General features: G+C 30.3%; 9 protein-coding genes. 7 read left to right on the forward strand and 2 right to left on the reverse strand.

Annotated features, from left to right (window positions below):
• The first annotated feature begins 1 nt into the window (after position 1).
• Entirely contained in the window at positions 2–895 is an 894-nt protein-coding gene (locus ITJ86_RS06580) for an SGNH/GDSL hydrolase family protein (protein WP_195870832.1), read from the forward strand.
• A 440-nt stretch (positions 896–1,335) separates the two neighbouring features.
• Here ITJ86_RS06580 and ITJ86_RS06585 read toward each other — a convergent pair whose 3' ends face one another.
• Positions 1,336–6,561, reverse strand: a complete 5,226-nt coding sequence (locus ITJ86_RS06585; protein WP_195870833.1) for a T9SS type A sorting domain-containing protein — start codon at positions 6,559–6,561, stop codon at positions 1,336–1,338.
• A gap of 592 nt (positions 6,562–7,153) precedes the next feature.
• Between ITJ86_RS06585 and murJ the strand changes: the two genes are divergently transcribed.
• The 3 genes from murJ to ITJ86_RS06600 are packed head-to-tail and all read left to right on the forward strand — an operon-like array spanning position 7,154 to position 10,790.
• On the forward strand, positions 7,154–8,497 hold the full coding sequence (gene murJ, locus ITJ86_RS06590; protein WP_195870834.1) for a murein biosynthesis integral membrane protein MurJ: 1,344 nt from the start codon (positions 7,154–7,156) through the stop codon (positions 8,495–8,497).
• Positions 8,494–9,585, forward strand: coding sequence for a glycosyltransferase family 4 protein (locus ITJ86_RS06595; RefSeq protein ID WP_195870835.1), 1,092 nt, complete (start codon positions 8,494–8,496; stop codon positions 9,583–9,585). The genes murJ and ITJ86_RS06595 overlap by 4 nt, the downstream gene beginning before the upstream one ends.
• Complete coding sequence (locus tag ITJ86_RS06600; RefSeq protein ID WP_195870836.1) at positions 9,585–10,790, forward strand: hypothetical protein; 1,206 nt, start codon at positions 9,585–9,587, stop codon at positions 10,788–10,790. Before ITJ86_RS06595 ends, ITJ86_RS06600 begins: the two co-directional genes overlap by 1 nt.
• Positions 10,791–10,997: 207 nt before the next feature.
• Here the strand turns inward: ITJ86_RS06600 and ITJ86_RS06605 are convergent, their stop codons facing one another.
• Entirely contained in the window at positions 10,998–12,041 is a 1,044-nt protein-coding gene (locus ITJ86_RS06605) for a hypothetical protein (protein WP_195870837.1), read from the reverse strand.
• 584 nt (positions 12,042–12,625) lie between these two features.
• Here ITJ86_RS06605 and ITJ86_RS06610 point away from each other — a divergent pair.
• Genes ITJ86_RS06610 through asnB form a run of 3 tightly spaced genes read left to right on the forward strand, consistent with a single transcriptional unit; the run spans position 12,626 to position 16,747 of the window.
• Positions 12,626–13,690, forward strand: a complete 1,065-nt coding sequence (locus tag ITJ86_RS06610; RefSeq protein ID WP_195870838.1) for a glycosyltransferase — start codon at positions 12,626–12,628, stop codon at positions 13,688–13,690.
• 2 nt (positions 13,691–13,692) lie between these two features.
• On the forward strand, positions 13,693–14,844 hold the full coding sequence (locus tag ITJ86_RS06615) for a glycosyltransferase family 1 protein (protein WP_195870839.1): 1,152 nt from the start codon (positions 13,693–13,695) through the stop codon (positions 14,842–14,844).
• 1 nt (position 14,845) lies between these two features.
• Positions 14,846–16,747 carry an asparagine synthase (glutamine-hydrolyzing) gene (asnB, locus tag ITJ86_RS06620; RefSeq protein WP_195870840.1) on the forward strand — a complete coding sequence of 634 codons (1,902 nt, stop codon included), beginning with the start codon at positions 14,846–14,848 and terminating at the stop codon, positions 16,745–16,747.
• The last annotated feature ends 26 nt before the right edge of the window (positions 16,748–16,773 follow it).

Genomic DNA, 16,773 nt, shown 5'->3' on the forward strand with positions numbered 1-16,773 from the left:
TATGAAATTGTTTATTGGTAAATTATTGTTATTTGTGTTGCTGCTTTTCGCAGCAGACTTTCTCTCAGGAAATGTTTTGAGCAAATATCATTTAAAAACAAAAAACATTAATCTGCAGAACGCTAACTATGGTTTTTTACATTATGATAATGATGATATATTATTCTTTGGTGCCTCTGAAGTATCGCATAGTTTTATAAGTAGCATGGTTACCGAAGAAACTGGTTTGTCAAGTTATAATTTAGCCTCTGATGGTTGTGGTATCTATTATCAATATCCATTACTTGAAACGGTTTTAGAAAAACATACGCCAAAAGTTATTTTAATAAGTGCTTATCAATTAACATTAGAAGGATCTGATTATTTGACACGAATCTTTCCTTATTATAAAAATAATGAACATGTAAAACAAGTTGTTGATGATGTACTTCCTAACGAATCGATAAAACTTGCTTTAAAGGGATATGTTTATAATTCTCAAATTATCAGAATTTTTGACGGCAGAAACGATAATACAAAGGGATATGTGCCATTAGAACCAAGGTCAGATATTAATGAAACGCAAAACCTAGTTGAACTACCAGCGGGTGAAGTTCATAAAATCCCTAGTAATATTAAATTCTATTTTATTAAATTTCTAGAAAGTGCAGTATCTAGCGGTGCAACAGTCTATGTTTATGTTCCACCTGTTTTGGAAAAAATAAATATACCATATTTAAATACAATTAAATCCATAACAAAAAATTCGGGTGCAAAACTAATGGATTTCTCTACTGATTATTCGCTACTTGATCGTAAAGATCTCTTCAACGACAAAATTCATTTAAATCACAATGGAGCTAAAGTTTTAATGGATAAGGTTCTTGCTAAAATTAAAAATGATAGTATCTATTAGTTATCAAAGAAAAAGATAAAAAAACTTTGAGCCGCGACATATTTTCTAAACAAAAATCTAACGTTTAGATACCTCATAATATTTGTCATGTCTATTCTTTTTCAACTCTCTTAGGATTCAAAAAAATAACCCGTTAGAATCAAAGCTACTTTTATACAAGATCTGCTAAGAAAATGTTGATTTAGTAAAACTCCACTTATAGAATTCTTAGATAGCATCATATGACGCTCATTAAATAACAATTATCACAAAATGTTATAAGTTAAAAACCTAGCTTCATTGGGGATACATGATAAAATAAAAACTAACTTTTTTTAAAAGTAGAAATATATTGGATAAGAATACTATTCTATAGAGAAGTAATCACATTTAAAATGATTTATGAAAAAAGCACTAACCTTTTATGAGATTAGTGCTTTTTCATTTTATATAAATTCAGTTTAATCTATAATTAATTTTTTCGTAATTACTTTATCTTTATCAATGAGTTTAACGAAATATACACCTGATTGAAATGAATTTACACTTATTTGAGTCGTAGTTGTATAACTTAAGTTTTCATTAGTAATTTTAGAGTGCTTAACTAACTTTCCAGTCACATCATAGATGTTTATATCTGAAACATTTAATGCCCCAGTTATTTTTACATTTACTAAATCTGAAGCTGGATTAGGATAAATATCAAACGACAACTCTGTGTCATCCTCTATTGGACCATTTGAATCTATAGCACAGTTTAGGTCTACCTCTACTCTAACTGTTGCTTCATCAAAATCTAAGGCATTGAAAGCAGTAACGGTATATTCCGTTGTCTCAGTAGGTGACACCTCAATTGTTTCTGTAGTTTCACCAGTACTCCAAACATAGTCATCTCCACCACTGGCGGTTAAGGTTGTTATATCATTTACACAGATCATAACATCTTCACCAGCATCTGCTACAACTGGTTGTAAAACATTTACAGTGACTTGCTTATCATCATAACATTCCCCAATAAACCCTTTCACTTCATACGTCGTAGTTGAAGACGGACTTACAGCAACGTTAGGTTGTGTTGCACCATTACTCCATTCGTATCTATTTGCACCAGAAGCAGATAAGGTAACGAAGTCTCCACTTAAAATTTCAACACTATCACCATTTGCAATCAAAACTTCTGGACTAGGATCCACATAAACCATTACCTCATCTGAATCTGATTGCTCTCCTAGAGAGACTGTAACCGAATAAGTTGTTGTAGACAATGGACTAACGGAAATACTTTGTGTAGTTTCACCTGTACTCCATAAATAACTATCACCTTGATTTGCAGTTAAAACAACTTCATAGCTTTCATTATCACACACACGCTCGTCATTTCCTGCTCTTGCCTGAAATAGCGCTTCTACAGTAACAGTTACTTCTACGAGTTCACTATTACATGAATTTGTTATTCCTATGACATTATAAGTAGTAGTTTGTGTCGGACTTACAGTAATAGAACTTGAAATATCTCCAGTACTCCATAAGTACGTTTCTGCTCCATTTACTAATAAACTTGTGCTTTCACCTTCAACTATAGTGATATCTTCACTAACAGAGATACTTGGTAAGGCATTTACAGTAACAGTTACACTATCGGAATCCGAATTTCCAAAATCATCATATACCGTAACAGTGTATGTTGTAGTTTCCGAAGGATTAACAGTTATCGACGCTGTAGTTTCACCTGTACTCCATTCATAATTAGAACCACCAGAGGCGTTTAGTATCACAGTTTCACCAATACAGATAGACACGTCATTACCCGCATTTGCATCAACTTCAGCAACAACATTTACTGTCACTTCTTCTATTGCCTCGCATCCATTAACTGAGAAACCAGCAACATTATATGTTGTTGTTTCTAATGGTGAAACAGTTATGGTACTTGAAGTTTCACCTGTACTCCATTGGTAGCTTTCAGCTCCACTTACAGAGAGATTTGTGCTTTCGCCTTCAAGAATTGTAATATCGTCAGTTATAGTTAAACTAGGCAATTGATCAACTGTAACAGTTACACTGTCAGAATCCGAATTTCCAAAATCATCAAATACTGTTACGGTATATGTTGTTGTTTCAGTTGGATTATCACTAATTGATGCGCTTGTTTCTCCTGTGCTCCATTCATAATTTTGTCCACCAGTAGCATTTAAAATTACAGTTTCACCAATACATATAGACACATCGTTACCAGCATTTGCATTAACCTCTGGCAATACAGTAACTGTAATTTCTTCAGTAATTTGACAACCACTTGCTAAAAAACCAGTCACCGAATAAGTAGTTGTTTCACTAGGACTAACTTCTATTGAGCTTGAAGTTTCACCATTACTCCATAAATAAGTATCGGCACCTGAAACTTCAATCGTAGTGGCACTACCTACTACAATAATAATTTCTTCGCTAACCGTTAAATCTGGTTTAGGTGATACAAAAACAGTAACCTCATCGATATCTGAACATGAATTTGTAAATACCTCAACACTATATGTTGTGTCTTCTTCAGGATTTACTAAAATAGATTGCGTTGTAGCACCTGTACTCCATAAATATGAATCACCTCCTTCTGCATTTAAAGTAACTGATTCACCTTCACATATGGTCTTATTTTCTCCGGCGTTTGCAACTGGCACTGCATTTACAGTAATTGTAACTTCGTCCGTATCTGTATTTCCAAAATCATCAGTAACAGTAACGGTATACGTTGTGTTTTCTGTAGGTGTAAATGTTGGTGATGCGCCTGTATCTCCTGTATTCCAAGTATATGTTATTCCTCCTGAAGCACTCAAAGTGATACTTTCTCCTAAACAAATTGAAGTATCTTCTCCAGCATTAGCATTTAATTCTTCGATAACATTAACAATAACTTCAGCAGTATTTTGACATCCATTTTCAGAAAACCCAGTTACGGTATATGTAGTTGTTACTTCTGGACTTACACTTATTTCAGAAGTTGTCTCACCAGTATTCCAAGAATATGTGTTTCCACCTGTAGCTGTTAGCGTCGCAGATTCACCTATCATAATAAAAATATCATCACTGATAGTAATACTTGGTATTTCGTTTACAAAAACAGTAACTTCGTCTGTATCTGTATAACCATAATCATCTTCAACTGTTACAGTATATGTCGTTGTTTCAGTTGGACTTACAGTTAATTCTGATTCTAAACCACCAGTATTCCAAGTGTAATATGACCCGCCTTCAGCAGTTAACGTAACAGATTCACCACTACAAATGGATACATCTTCACCTGCATTAGCTATAATTTCTGGAATTACTGTAACTGTAACTTCCGCGTAACTTGAACACCCATTAGGTCCAATTGAACTCACAGTATAAGTTGTTGTAACGATTGGACTTACAATAATAGATTCAGATGTTTCACCAGTACTCCATTCATACGTGTCACTTCCACTAATATTAAGCGTTGCAGATTCGCCTTCAATAATTACAATATCTTCAGAAATGACAAGTTGTGGAGCTGTATTTACAAAAACTATAATGTCATCAACACTAGAACAATTGGAATCGCTTACTTCAACACTATATGTCGATTCTTCTGTAGGGCTCACCTCTATGGAAGCAGTGGTTTCTCCTGTGCTCCATAAATATGACGTTCCTCCTGTAGCTGTTAATGTTGTTGTATCACCTTCACAAATAGATTGATCTTCACCAGCATTGGCCGTTGGGATAGGATTTACAGTGACTGTAACATTAACATCTTCTGATTGCTCAAAATCATCAGAGACTGTAACCGTATAAACTGTAGTTTCATTTGGTGATACTTCGATACTCTCAGAATTTTCTCCTGTACTCCAGACATAATTTGTACCTCCATTGGCTGTAAGTGTTATGCTTTCACCTTCACAAATCTGTTGGTCATCACCTACGCTCGGATTGAGCGCTTCAGGAAAAACCGTTATTTCGGAGGTGTCTGTAAAGTCGCCATCTTCTGTTGTAAAAGTTATAATGACTTCACCTACAGAAACTGGTGTAACTAGACCATTTAAATCTACCATTGCAATATCTTCATTACTCGAGGTCCATGTACCGTTTTGATTTGTAGCGTTTGATGGTGTACTTGTTGCTGTTAATTGAAGTGTGTCTGTTAATTGTAATTCTGCTGTATTTGGGGTTACAGCAATACTTTCTACATCTATAACTGCAGTGACATCAACATCTACTTGGTTTAGGTATTCTTCTAACCATGTGTATCCGCTTGGAGCTATGTCGTTGTGGTCTTGTCCTTCTGGTACATTAGCTGCGAACCATATTTCTGGGATGTGTGGGTTACTTAAATAGAAGTTAGCATTTCTTGTATTATTTGGTAATTCAGGGTAAACTAAAGAACTCTGATCAGAAAGAGTAGAGTACGTTCCTGTTCCATTTGTTGTCTCTGTTATATATCTTTGGTCAACACTATCTATAAAAGTTCCATAAGTACCATCTGCATTTAAGTACTTATTTGCACCTACATCACTTAATACACTTGAATAAGCATCGTTTACATCCTGAATGGATATTGGTGCGTTAGGATTGATATCTGGGAATTTAGTTAAAGAACGATATATACTTGGGTCGGCATACTCATGTGTATCTCCAGAACCATCTCCCCACTTAACCATTATATTTGCATCAACTGGTGATGGATATGTAGAAGGGTCATCTGTCCAGTCTGTATCTGTTTTCTCATAATTTGTACCTTCAATTATATTACCCTCTGTGTACCATTGTGCATTAGGTTTAACATCAGTGTCCCATAAACCAACATAAGTTCCAATTTTATTTACACCTAACAAAGGTTGGTTTCCATTTTTAAAATAATTACCTATGAAATTCACGTTAGGCGTTCCGAATGAAAGTGCTAATCTTTCTCTTGGATTGTAAATTATGTTATTAATAGCCTCATAATTACCATTACCACTCATACTTGGGAATCTATGGCTTATATGCGCTACTAAATTATGATGTACAGAATGATCTGCACCATTTACCATGTATTCTTCAATATTTGGATTTTCACCTACCATTATTCCTGTTTTACTATCACCAAATAGTGAATTCTGTATAGATGTACCTAATTGACCTTTATTGTTATTTCTAATTCCAATACCAGCACTATTCCAAGAATATCTAGTACTTACATGGTCAATAATACCATATCCTGTTGGTCCAAAACTAAATGCTGTAGCATTAATAATTCCATCTGAATCAAAATAACCTACGTGGACAAATCTAATATATCGTATAATTACATTATCAATATCAAAAATATTAAACCAATTATGCTCTATGGTGATTCCCCCTTCTGGAGCACTTTGACCAGCAATAGTTAAATCCGAATATTGTTGTCCATGTAATTCATAAAATCTATTCGTGCTTGTTACATCTATTGTTCCAGATACATCAAAAACTATAGTTCTAGGATACGTTTGTTCTAATGCCCATTTTAAAGAACCTGGCGAATTATTCCATAGCAAGTTAGTGACATGTAAAACAGTGCCGCCTTTACCACCAGTGGCTAATGCACCAGCTCCTTCAGCTGTAGGAAATGCTCGCTGTTGAGCTGATAATAATTGGAATGAAAATAAAAATAATAATATTCTAACAATACTATGAGTAGGTTTTGTAACGTTTTTCATAAGGTAAAAAATACGAGTGATTCGGGATTTGCTCAATTTCAATTTCAGCTAATCTAAAAATTTTTTAAATTAGAATAAGATTAAAATCATTATTATTCGATAACATGTATTTGTTTGTAAGTAATTACATGCTATATATAAATATACTGTTATGTTTGAACATATATTTACATATTATACGACCAAATGCATATTAATCAGATATAAATACGCTATAAACTTAAAAATGGATCTTTTAATTTGAACTTTAACACCTAAAAGTAAAATACTACACCTATTCAATTAATTGAACTGAATAATTACAAATGCAATGTTTTATAAAAACAACTACAATGTATTTAATCGCTACTTTATGATTATAATCCTTAAAAGATGGATTTTATCATAAAAAGTCTTTATTTGCTTTTCATATTATTTATAACCTAAAGAAAAAACATAACCAATAAAATCCGGGAAATTAAATACCATTTCACAGTATAGTGATCTTATTATAAATATGTATTAAATTTTAATTTTTAAAACTACAAGACTTTCAAGCTATTAAATTAAGCACAAACCTTATATAGAGAAATTAAACTAACGAAAATATACAATGTCATTTTTTGATCAAAAAATAATAATCGATAAAATCCAAATCGCTTTTCGTAATCCTGTAGTAAAAAGTATGGCTACGGTTGCTGTGATTACCTTTTTTATAAAAGCATTGGCTTTTTATAAAGAAACGATTATTGCAGGGACTTTTGGTTTATCAGAAATTTTAGATACATTTTTAGTAGCGGTATTAGTCCCATCATTTGTACAGAGTGTGTTCATAAGTTCATTAAAAAATTTGTTTATTCCAAATTATATAGTTGAACTTAAAAATAATGGGGATAAATCAAGTTTTCAATCTTTTATTTTTTTAATAACCTTAGCTGTTTCCATTTCTTCAATTATTTTAGCTTATTTTTTTGTAGACTTTTTTTTAGAATTTATTTTTCCAGGGAAGTCTGAAGATTATTATCAACTTACTAAATATCAGTTGTACATAATATTACCTAGCCTCTTGTTTTGGGGATTTTCTTCGGTCATATCAGGTCTTTTAGAGATTGAAAATCGATTTTTAGTATCAACTTTATCTGAATTCTTTCCTTTAGTAACCATGCTACTTTTTTTATTCTTTCTAAAAGATAATTTAGGAGATATGGTTTTGGCTTATGGAACTTTAGCAGGAAGCGTCATTGGTTTCATTTTCTTATTATATTTTTCTATTAAGCATAAGGATTTATCATTGGGTACTCCAAGAATAAATACTAATTCTAGCCAAATGCTAAAGCAACTGCCACCAAAAATAATAGCTAGTTTTTTATCCGTTATGAATGGCTTTATAGATAAGTTTTTTGCAGGCCAATTAGTAGTAGGTTCGATTGCTGCATTAAACTATGGAAACCGAGTCCCCGCTTTTGGCGTAACAATAGTTATTATGGCATTAGGTAGTGTATTATTGCCTCATTTTTCTAGACTCGTTAATGAAGATCTTAAATCCGCTTATCATTATCTTTTTAAGATATTGAAATTGGTTGTAGGTGTTGGTATCATTATTACTATTATAACTATTTTCTCTTCTGATTGGATTGTTCAAATGTGGCTTGAACGTAATGAATTTACGCATGAAGACACCCTAAAGGTCTCAACAATCCAAAAAATAATGCTAGCGAATGTTCCATTCTACTTATGCACATTGATAATTGTAAAATTTCTGACTAGTATAAATAAAAATAAATTTATGGCACAAATTTCTTTTGTAAATTTGTTTGTAAACATCATATTAAATATGCTTTTTATAGAGCACTATGGTGTATTTGGTTTAGCATTAAGCACTACTTTAGTATTAATCATTAGTAGTTGTTTTTATTTTGGTTTTACTTATAAGCAATACAAAAAAATAAATATATGAAAGTAGATTTTATAATATCTTCTTTAGGAGGCGGAGGTGCTGAACGTGTTTTTGCTCTAATGGCAAACAGCTTGTCAAAGAGTGACGATTATAAAATTTCTGTCATTATCTTGCTTGATGGAGAAGAAGTATACCAATTTGAACCTAATGTAAAAAGAATAAAACTAAAGCAAATTAAATACATACCTAGTCATACCTTTAGAAGTATAATTAATCTAATTAGGTATTATTATTACGAATCAAACAGGCCAGATGTCATTGTCTCTTTTTTAACATTGAATAATTTAATGGCTATAATTGTAGCTAAACTTTTTTCAATTAAAATTATTGCTCAGGAACATACGCATCACCTAAGATTTATGAAAGGACGTAAAATTCTAACAAATTTTACTAAAAAACACATTTACAAATGGGCAGATGCGGTCACTGTCTTGACAAAATTTGATGTCAACTATTACAAATCACATAACGTTAAAGTTTCAGTAATGCCAAACCCTTGCAGCTTTAGAGCCATAACGAATTTTTCTATAGAAAGAGAAAAAGTTATTTTAGCTGTAGGTGGTTTAAACAGATACCATTTAAAAGGGTTTGATAATTTAATTCATTTAATAGGGCCTGTATTAAAAAAACATCCAGACTGGCGATTAAAAATTTTAGGAAGATCTGACAAAGATGATCTAGAATATTTAAAAAACATAGCTATACAAAATAATATCATAAACAAAATTATTTTTACTGGTTTTATATCCAATGTATCTGATGTAATGAAAAATTCATCTATATTCGTTTTAAGCTCTAGAAATGAAGGCCTACCCATGGTATTAATTGAAGCAATGTCACAAGGCATGGCTTGTATAGCATATAATTGTAAAACAGGTCCTTCCGATATCATAGAAGATGATATCAATGGTTTACTAATTGAAGATCAAAATATGCTTAAGATGCAGAACGGTTTAGATGAACTTATAAAAAATGAACCACTCAGAAAGAGACTATCTATAGAAGGTATTAAGTCACTTGAAAAATATCATGTCTCAGAAATCACTAAACGCTACGAAATCTTATTTAATAAAGTAATTAATGCATAATGAACAAGCTTATTGTTTTTACTTGCTTTTATTGGCCGTTTTTTTTTAGTTGCTTACAACTTCAAGGTTACATTACATACGCAATCTCTCAAAGCCTAGCGGTAAACCTTGCATATATTAATCTTGGGCTTATAATCACTGGTACAGTTCTATTTAGAAATAAAATAAATACAACATCTAAGACAAGTAGACTATGGATTATTTACTTCATCATTTACTATTGCTTCGGATTCCTAGCCTTGGGTAGGAATGGATTTCAAAGTTCAATTTTACCAACTTTCATACCTGTAATTTACTTTATCGGCTTTTATTTTCTTTTAAGTAATAAAGAGCAATTTAAAACCTTTTTTAAAGTTATTACTATAACTTTTGTAATATCCTCATTCTTCACGGTTCTTCTTTTTAAACTTAATTTTAACTTAGCAGCAAATACAACACATGGTTGGGCCCTTGATCGTGCCGATGGGTTATATGGTGACGCGAACAACGCTGCATTAGCAAGTATCATCGCTTATACTTTATTTGACAAATTTTATAATCCCTCAAAATTTCTCTTTAAAGCATTTAAAATTTTAGTGTTATTAATTATTTTTTACAGTCTGTTTGTAACATTTTCAACAACAGGCTTATTCGTTTTTACTATTATTCTTTTTATTACTAACTACAAGTTTTTCAATGGCTTAAAGTTGATTTTACTTGGGACTATATTAGTTCTATTCTATATAGGAATTTTTGCGTTTAAATCTCAAACTAAAGAACTTGATTTGTCAGACGCTCAAATCTCTAAAATAGATAATATCATCAATGTTTTAACTTTAAATTTAGATAAAGTGAACAATTCAGGGAGAGATCATTTACTAGAAAACATACTATATTACCTTTATGAAAACCCCATTATTGGAAACGGAGTTGACTTTTCCGTAGCTCATACTGGACATAACACGTACGTAGGTGTATGGGTAGATGCTGGTATATTAACTTTTCTATTCTTTATGTTTATTTTATTTTATTATTTTTTTAAAACATTAACTTTAAAAATACATCTTCGCTTTTTTGCCATGTCTCTTTTAATTGTTCTTTATGTTTTTATGATGAGCCTGCAAACTGTGATCAACCAGCCTTATTTAATTGTTTTATTTGTATTTGTAGGCTATTTGATAGATTACAGTAAAATGGATGAGGGACATTTAGATTTTTTTAATTAATACTAAAATGTAATTAGAGTCTATTTCACTTTATTTTTTTAATAAAAAATGTATCACCTAAAACAGTTTCTCTTTGATATTTGAATTTTTGAATTAAGAATTAGACTTCAAATTATGAAAATATAAATTACTCAAAAAAAAATCTACTAACTAAGAGTGCTAAATTGTTTTTATTAACCTTGTCAAAGACATAAAAACCCTCAATCATTATTTTTCTAATATTTTCAATAATGTATTTAGAACTAACGAATCAGACCTTAGGTAATTATTATAATATTGGTAATTTCTTCTCATCATATCAACTAATTTATCCTCAGACCTAAGTAAACTATGTATGTTTTCAATCAATTCATACTTATCGAAAAACATTAAATAATTCTTATTATTTTCAAAATCACCTGGTAACGTATATTCTATTGGCTCTGTAATAATTGCTCTTGAAGCAGCAATATATTCACCAAATTTTGCCCCAATTGAATTATGTAATCCAGCGGTTGCAATACAAATATTATGTCTCTTTACAGTTTGTAAAAATGCTTCTCTTTTTGTCATTGAAAAAGGCAACATTAATGAGTCCAAATCTGATACCCTATAACTATTATGCTGAAGCCCTCCAAAAAAGTCCTTACCAAACTCTTTTCTAAGTGCTTTTATACAATCAATCCTATTTTCATTAATAAGCTTTCTTTCTAATTTTAAATGTTCTAGTTTGACATCATCGGGATTCCAAAGCTGGGTTAAGAATAAAATTTTATTTTCTCTATTAGGGATTGGATAGTATTCAAAGTCTTTATTAGTAAAGGAAGTTTTATTATAATATTTTGAAATGATTAAGTTCTCCTTGAGTAAACCCTTAAATTTTTCATAGAATCTAGTAGGGTATTTGCCTTCTGATTTAAAAGGAAAATAAAGACCTAATGGAAAAACTTTACAATTCTTAGGAGCATGATCAAGAATCTGATTATTAAAACTACGTTTAAAATAAAAATCAGCTTCTATATTTTTACTAAAATAATCCAGATTTTCATCTATTGAGCCATTTATCCAATTAAACCCATCTAGCGTATCATAAATAACTCTATACTTATTATTAACCATTACATTGAGAAGAGGCTTGGTTTGATTAGTGGTCGCTGGTATAAGTGTAGTCTCGATAACTCCAAATTTTCTGAGTTTTTCAAATCCATCGTATATATGACTCAAGTGTCGAGAAGGGAAATAATTAAGTTCACATTTAAACAGTGGTTTCATTTTTTATCATTCTTTAATAACAATTATAAAACTTTATTATGGCTAATGGTTAAAAATAAGTTTTAATCAATTATTCATAGTCATTGCAAGTTACAGAGTTTTACGTTTTAACAGAAATATTAATTTGATTAAAACAAGAAATTATATCAGAATATATTTTTAAGACTTTGATCGTAATTGAACAAATCCTTTAATCCCAATTAAAACAATAAGTCTGTACAGTTTTTATTAATTAACAATTTCCAAATTTCCTATATAATAATTTAAAGTAAGATAAAAAGTGCTACACAAGAAATTTATAGCTGTAGATAAGCCATTAAAAGAAGCCTAATTACAAAATCTAGTAAAAAATTAGGTGGCTGAAATAAAAATATATATTTTATTTAGAAATAATTAATTAAAAATGTAATTTTCATATCCTGGATTTCAACTTCAAACATTAGTTAAAATATTAATGATAGAATTCGTGGAAAATTTTTAATTTATAATTGGTTCTATTATAATCATATATAAGAATTACTTAATTTGCCACTTTCTAAAGAAATATCTGCTAAATTAATATAAACCTATAGTTTATTTACTATATGAAAAAGAAAATACTCTTTATTTTACCCACTCTAACTGCTGGAGGTGCCGAACGAGTTATTTCATTTATTGCGCAAAACATAAATAAATCCAAATTTGATAGTAAACTATTAGTCACTGGTTACGAAAAAGATGCTGCTTACTTAATAGATGATATAGAAGTAGAATTTTTTAAAAAAAAAAGAGTATTAAATGCAGTTTCTAATATATTTATTTATTTGTTAAAACACAGACCTAATGTAGTAGTAAGTTCAATAGGGCATTTAAATACGGTTATGGGGTTAATGTCTCCGTTTTTTTTAAAAACTAAATTCATTATTAGAGAGGCGAGCGTTATTTCGCTAATGGATCAAATACATAATGAACGAACTACAAAGAAGTCTTTTAGCATATATGAAATTTTATCTCGAGCAAGTTATAAATTGGTTGATAAGATTATTTGTCAATCGAAAGATATGGCTGATGATTTTATTAATATTTACAACGTAAAAAAACAAAATATTGCCATAATAAATAACCCTATAACAAATTATCCCCCCTTAAAAAAAGTAGATTCAGCTGTCCAAAAACCTATTAGATTTATTACTGTGGGTAGGTTAAGTAAAGAAAAAGGACAATTGCGAGTTATCGAATTACTATCTAAATTAAAATTTCCGTTTCATTATACAATTATTGGAGATGGCCCTATAAAAGATGACATTCTAGAAGCGATAAAAACAAATCAATTAGTAGATAGATTTACTTATATCCCTTTTACAAAAGAAGTGTCAAAACACATGTCTTCAAATGATATGTTTTTACAAGGATCTTACGTTGAAGGCTTTCCTAATACCGTTTTAGAAAGTTGCTTTGTAGGTACGCCTGTATTAGCTTTTAATGTTCCTGGCGGTACAAAGGAAATTATACAGCATCAAGTTAACGGATATTTAGTTGAAAACGAAGAAGAATATTTTTACTATTTAAACAATAAATTAACTTTAGAGCCTCAAAAAGTCAGAGATTCTGTAAAAATGAAGTTTGATAAAAACAAAATTCTCAAACAGTACGAATCATTATTTAATTAATTATGAATAAGGACAAGCCTATACGAGTTTTACAAGTTTTAACAATTATGAATCTTGGTGGAGCTGAAACTATGATAATGAACTATTATAGACATATAGACAGAACTAAAGTGCAGTTCGATTTTTTACTTCATAGACAAGAAAGAGGTTTTTTTGATGATGAAATAGAATCTCTTGGTGGCAAAATCTACAGGATGTCTGCTATTGCTCCAAAAAACTATTTTATATATAAGAAAAATTTAAATTTATTTTTTGATAAACACCCAGATTATAAAATAGTTCATTCTCACTTAAATGCCCTAAGTAGTATTATATTAGGTGTAGCAAAAAAGAAAAATATCCCTTTTAGAATCGCTCATAGCCATTTAGCCGTAGAACCGTTGGTGCTCAAAAAGGTAATTAAAAAAAACACAGATATTAAAGCTACCATAAAAGATTCTATTCAAACATTAGTTAAAGGAAGAGTAACCAAAGTAGCTACGCACTATTTTGCATGCGGTGAAAAAGCCGGAAATTGGCTTTTTGGTTATAAAAATAAGACAAAAGTTACTATTATTAATAATGCAATTAACGCATCCTTATTTACTTATGACGCTATAGAAGCAAAAAAAATAAAAAATGAGCTTAACTTAGAGAATAAAAAAGTTATTGGACATATCGGTAGATTTAATGAACAGAAAAATCATTTTTTCTTAATTAAAATTTTCAATGAATTATATAAAAAAGATGAGAACTGTGTATTACTACTTATTGGCGATGGTAACTTAAAAACCAAATTGAAAGAAGAAGCTAAACGATTGAATATTGATAAAAACATCCACTTCTTAGGTTTAAGAGATAATATACCTGAACTATTGCAAGCCTTCGATTTATTTTTGTTTCCATCATTATATGAAGGATTGCCTGTAACCCTAATAGAAGCTCAAGCTTCTGGAATAAAAATTATTACCTCTAACACTGTAACCAAAGAAGTAGATATAACTAATCTAATAACTTACATAGATCTAGATAGACCTGCGGAAGAGTGGGCAGATTATGTCTTGGCTAACATTGATTACAAAAGAAAAAATACTTTAAGTAAAATTAAACAAGAGGGTTACGATATTTTTGAAAACGCAAAAAAATTACAAAACTTTTATTTAAATATAAATTAGAATGTGCGGAATTAACGGAGTAATAATTAATACAGCTACAGATAAAGCCATTTTAAGAAATAAATTGGCTGAGATGAATCAATTAATTTTTCATCGAGGTCCAGATGAAGATGGATTTTATTTAGATATTTCAGAATCAGCATCAGTTGCTATGGCAATGCGTCGTTTATCAATTATAGATTTAAGTACAGGTAAACAGCCTATGTACTCTGATGACAATAATTTAGGCTTAGTTTTTAATGGTGAAATTTATAACTATAGAATTTTAAAACAACAACTTGAAAATATTGGTGTAACTTTTAAGACTACAAGTGATACAGAAGTCATTCTTAAACTTTATGAACAAAAAGGTGTCGATGCTTTTAAGGAGTTAGATGGTATGTTTGCATTTAGTATACATGACAAAACAAAAAATAAAGTATTTATAGCGAGAGATTTTTTTGGAGAGAAACCCTTGTATTACACAAAAACTAAAACAGATTTCATCTATGGATCGGAGTTAAAATCCATTGTAAACTATCTTCCTAATAAACCAAGTATAAGCCTTGAAGGTATGAATCTATATTTTAGATTAACCTATATACCCGCTCCCTACTCTATTTATGAGAATATTCACAAATTAGAAAGCAATCATTATATTGAATTTGATTTAACTTCTGACACATTTTCAATTCATGATATTGAAAAACAAAAACCAGTAGAAAAATTAGATATCTCATTCAATGACGCCAAAAAAAAAGTGCATGATGAGGTGATGAAAAGTGTAGAAACTAGATCTATTGCCGACGTATCTCTAGGAACATTTTTATCAGGAGGTGTAGATTCTTCAGTAGTAACCCATTGTTTGGCAGAAATTTCTAGTGAAAACATAGAAACATTTTCAATAGGATTTGAAAAACAAATATATGACGAAACGGATAAGTCTCAAGTGGTAGCTAAATTAGTAAATAGTAACCATCATGAATTTATAGTTAAGGAGTCTGATTTTAAAAATAATATAGATGATATTTTATTAAATTTTGATGAACCATTTGCAGACTCCTCTGCTCTACCAACATATTTGGTATCTAAACATGCAAGCGACTATGTAAAAGTGGCATTAACTGGTGATGGAGGCGACGAGGTATTTGGCGGATATAATAAATATTATATGGGCAAATTAAACAACCGATATACTTCTATTGTTCATAAAAACGTACATCAACAGGTTTTAAAGTTTTCTTCTTCATTTTTAAAGACAAAAGATGACAATAGAGGTCGAAGGTTTCAATTAAATAGATTATTAAAAGCATTTAATTACGATGGTAACCAATATTGGAATATTATTTCACTTGCGTTTACAGATGAGGAAAAATCTCAATTGTTTAATAACAATGTTTTAATTAAAGATACATTTTTAGATTTAAAGGATAAACACAATCAACACAAACCAAAAAATCTAACTGATTTTAGAATGGTTGATAAAAACGTGAGTCTAGAAGGAGATATGCTTGTTAAAGTCGATAGAACAAGTATGTTCTCATCATTAGAATGCAGAGCACCTTTTTTAAACAAAGCAATTTGGGATTTAACAAACTCCTTACCAGAAAACTACCTAATGAAAGGGTGGAATAAGAAATATATCCTAAAAGAAGCTTTCGCTGATAAATTTGAACCTAAATTTTTAGATAAATCTAAACAAGGATTTGGAGTACCTGTAGGAGACTGGTTAAGATCTAGCTTAAAGCCAGAACTCCTGTCATATATTGATCCAAAATTTATTGAATCTCAAAATTTATTTAATATTGATTATATTTCAAAATTGGTTAATAACCATATAAATTCAAAACAAGACAATAGTATGAGGGTGTGGTGTTTTTATACATTTCAAAAATGGTATTTAAACACATATTCTATTTTATAACCTATGAGAAAAATTATAAGGATTAC

Origin of the sequence: Winogradskyella marina (genome assembly GCF_015645385.1) — a bacterium.
GTDB lineage: Bacteria > Bacteroidota > Bacteroidia > Flavobacteriales > Flavobacteriaceae > Winogradskyella > Winogradskyella marina.

Coding starts and splice junctions, on each gene's coding strand:
- ITJ86_RS06605 (WP_195870837.1), bottom strand. CDS start 12,041: ATGAAACCACTGTTTAAATGTGAACTTAATTATTTCCCTTCTCGACAC.
- ITJ86_RS06610 (WP_195870838.1), top strand. CDS start 12,626: ATGAAAAAGAAAATACTCTTTATTTTACCCACTCTAACTGCTGGAGGT.
- ITJ86_RS06580 (WP_195870832.1), top strand. CDS start 2: ATGAAATTGTTTATTGGTAAATTATTGTTATTTGTGTTGCTGCTTTTC.
- ITJ86_RS06585 (WP_195870833.1), bottom strand. CDS start 6,561: ATGAAAAACGTTACAAAACCTACTCATAGTATTGTTAGAATATTATTA.
- murJ (WP_195870834.1), top strand. CDS start 7,154: ATGTCATTTTTTGATCAAAAAATAATAATCGATAAAATCCAAATCGCT.
- asnB (WP_195870840.1), top strand. CDS start 14,846: ATGTGCGGAATTAACGGAGTAATAATTAATACAGCTACAGATAAAGCC.
- ITJ86_RS06600 (WP_195870836.1), top strand. CDS start 9,585: ATGAACAAGCTTATTGTTTTTACTTGCTTTTATTGGCCGTTTTTTTTT.
- ITJ86_RS06595 (WP_195870835.1), top strand. CDS start 8,494: ATGAAAGTAGATTTTATAATATCTTCTTTAGGAGGCGGAGGTGCTGAA.
- ITJ86_RS06615 (WP_195870839.1), top strand. CDS start 13,693: ATGAATAAGGACAAGCCTATACGAGTTTTACAAGTTTTAACAATTATG.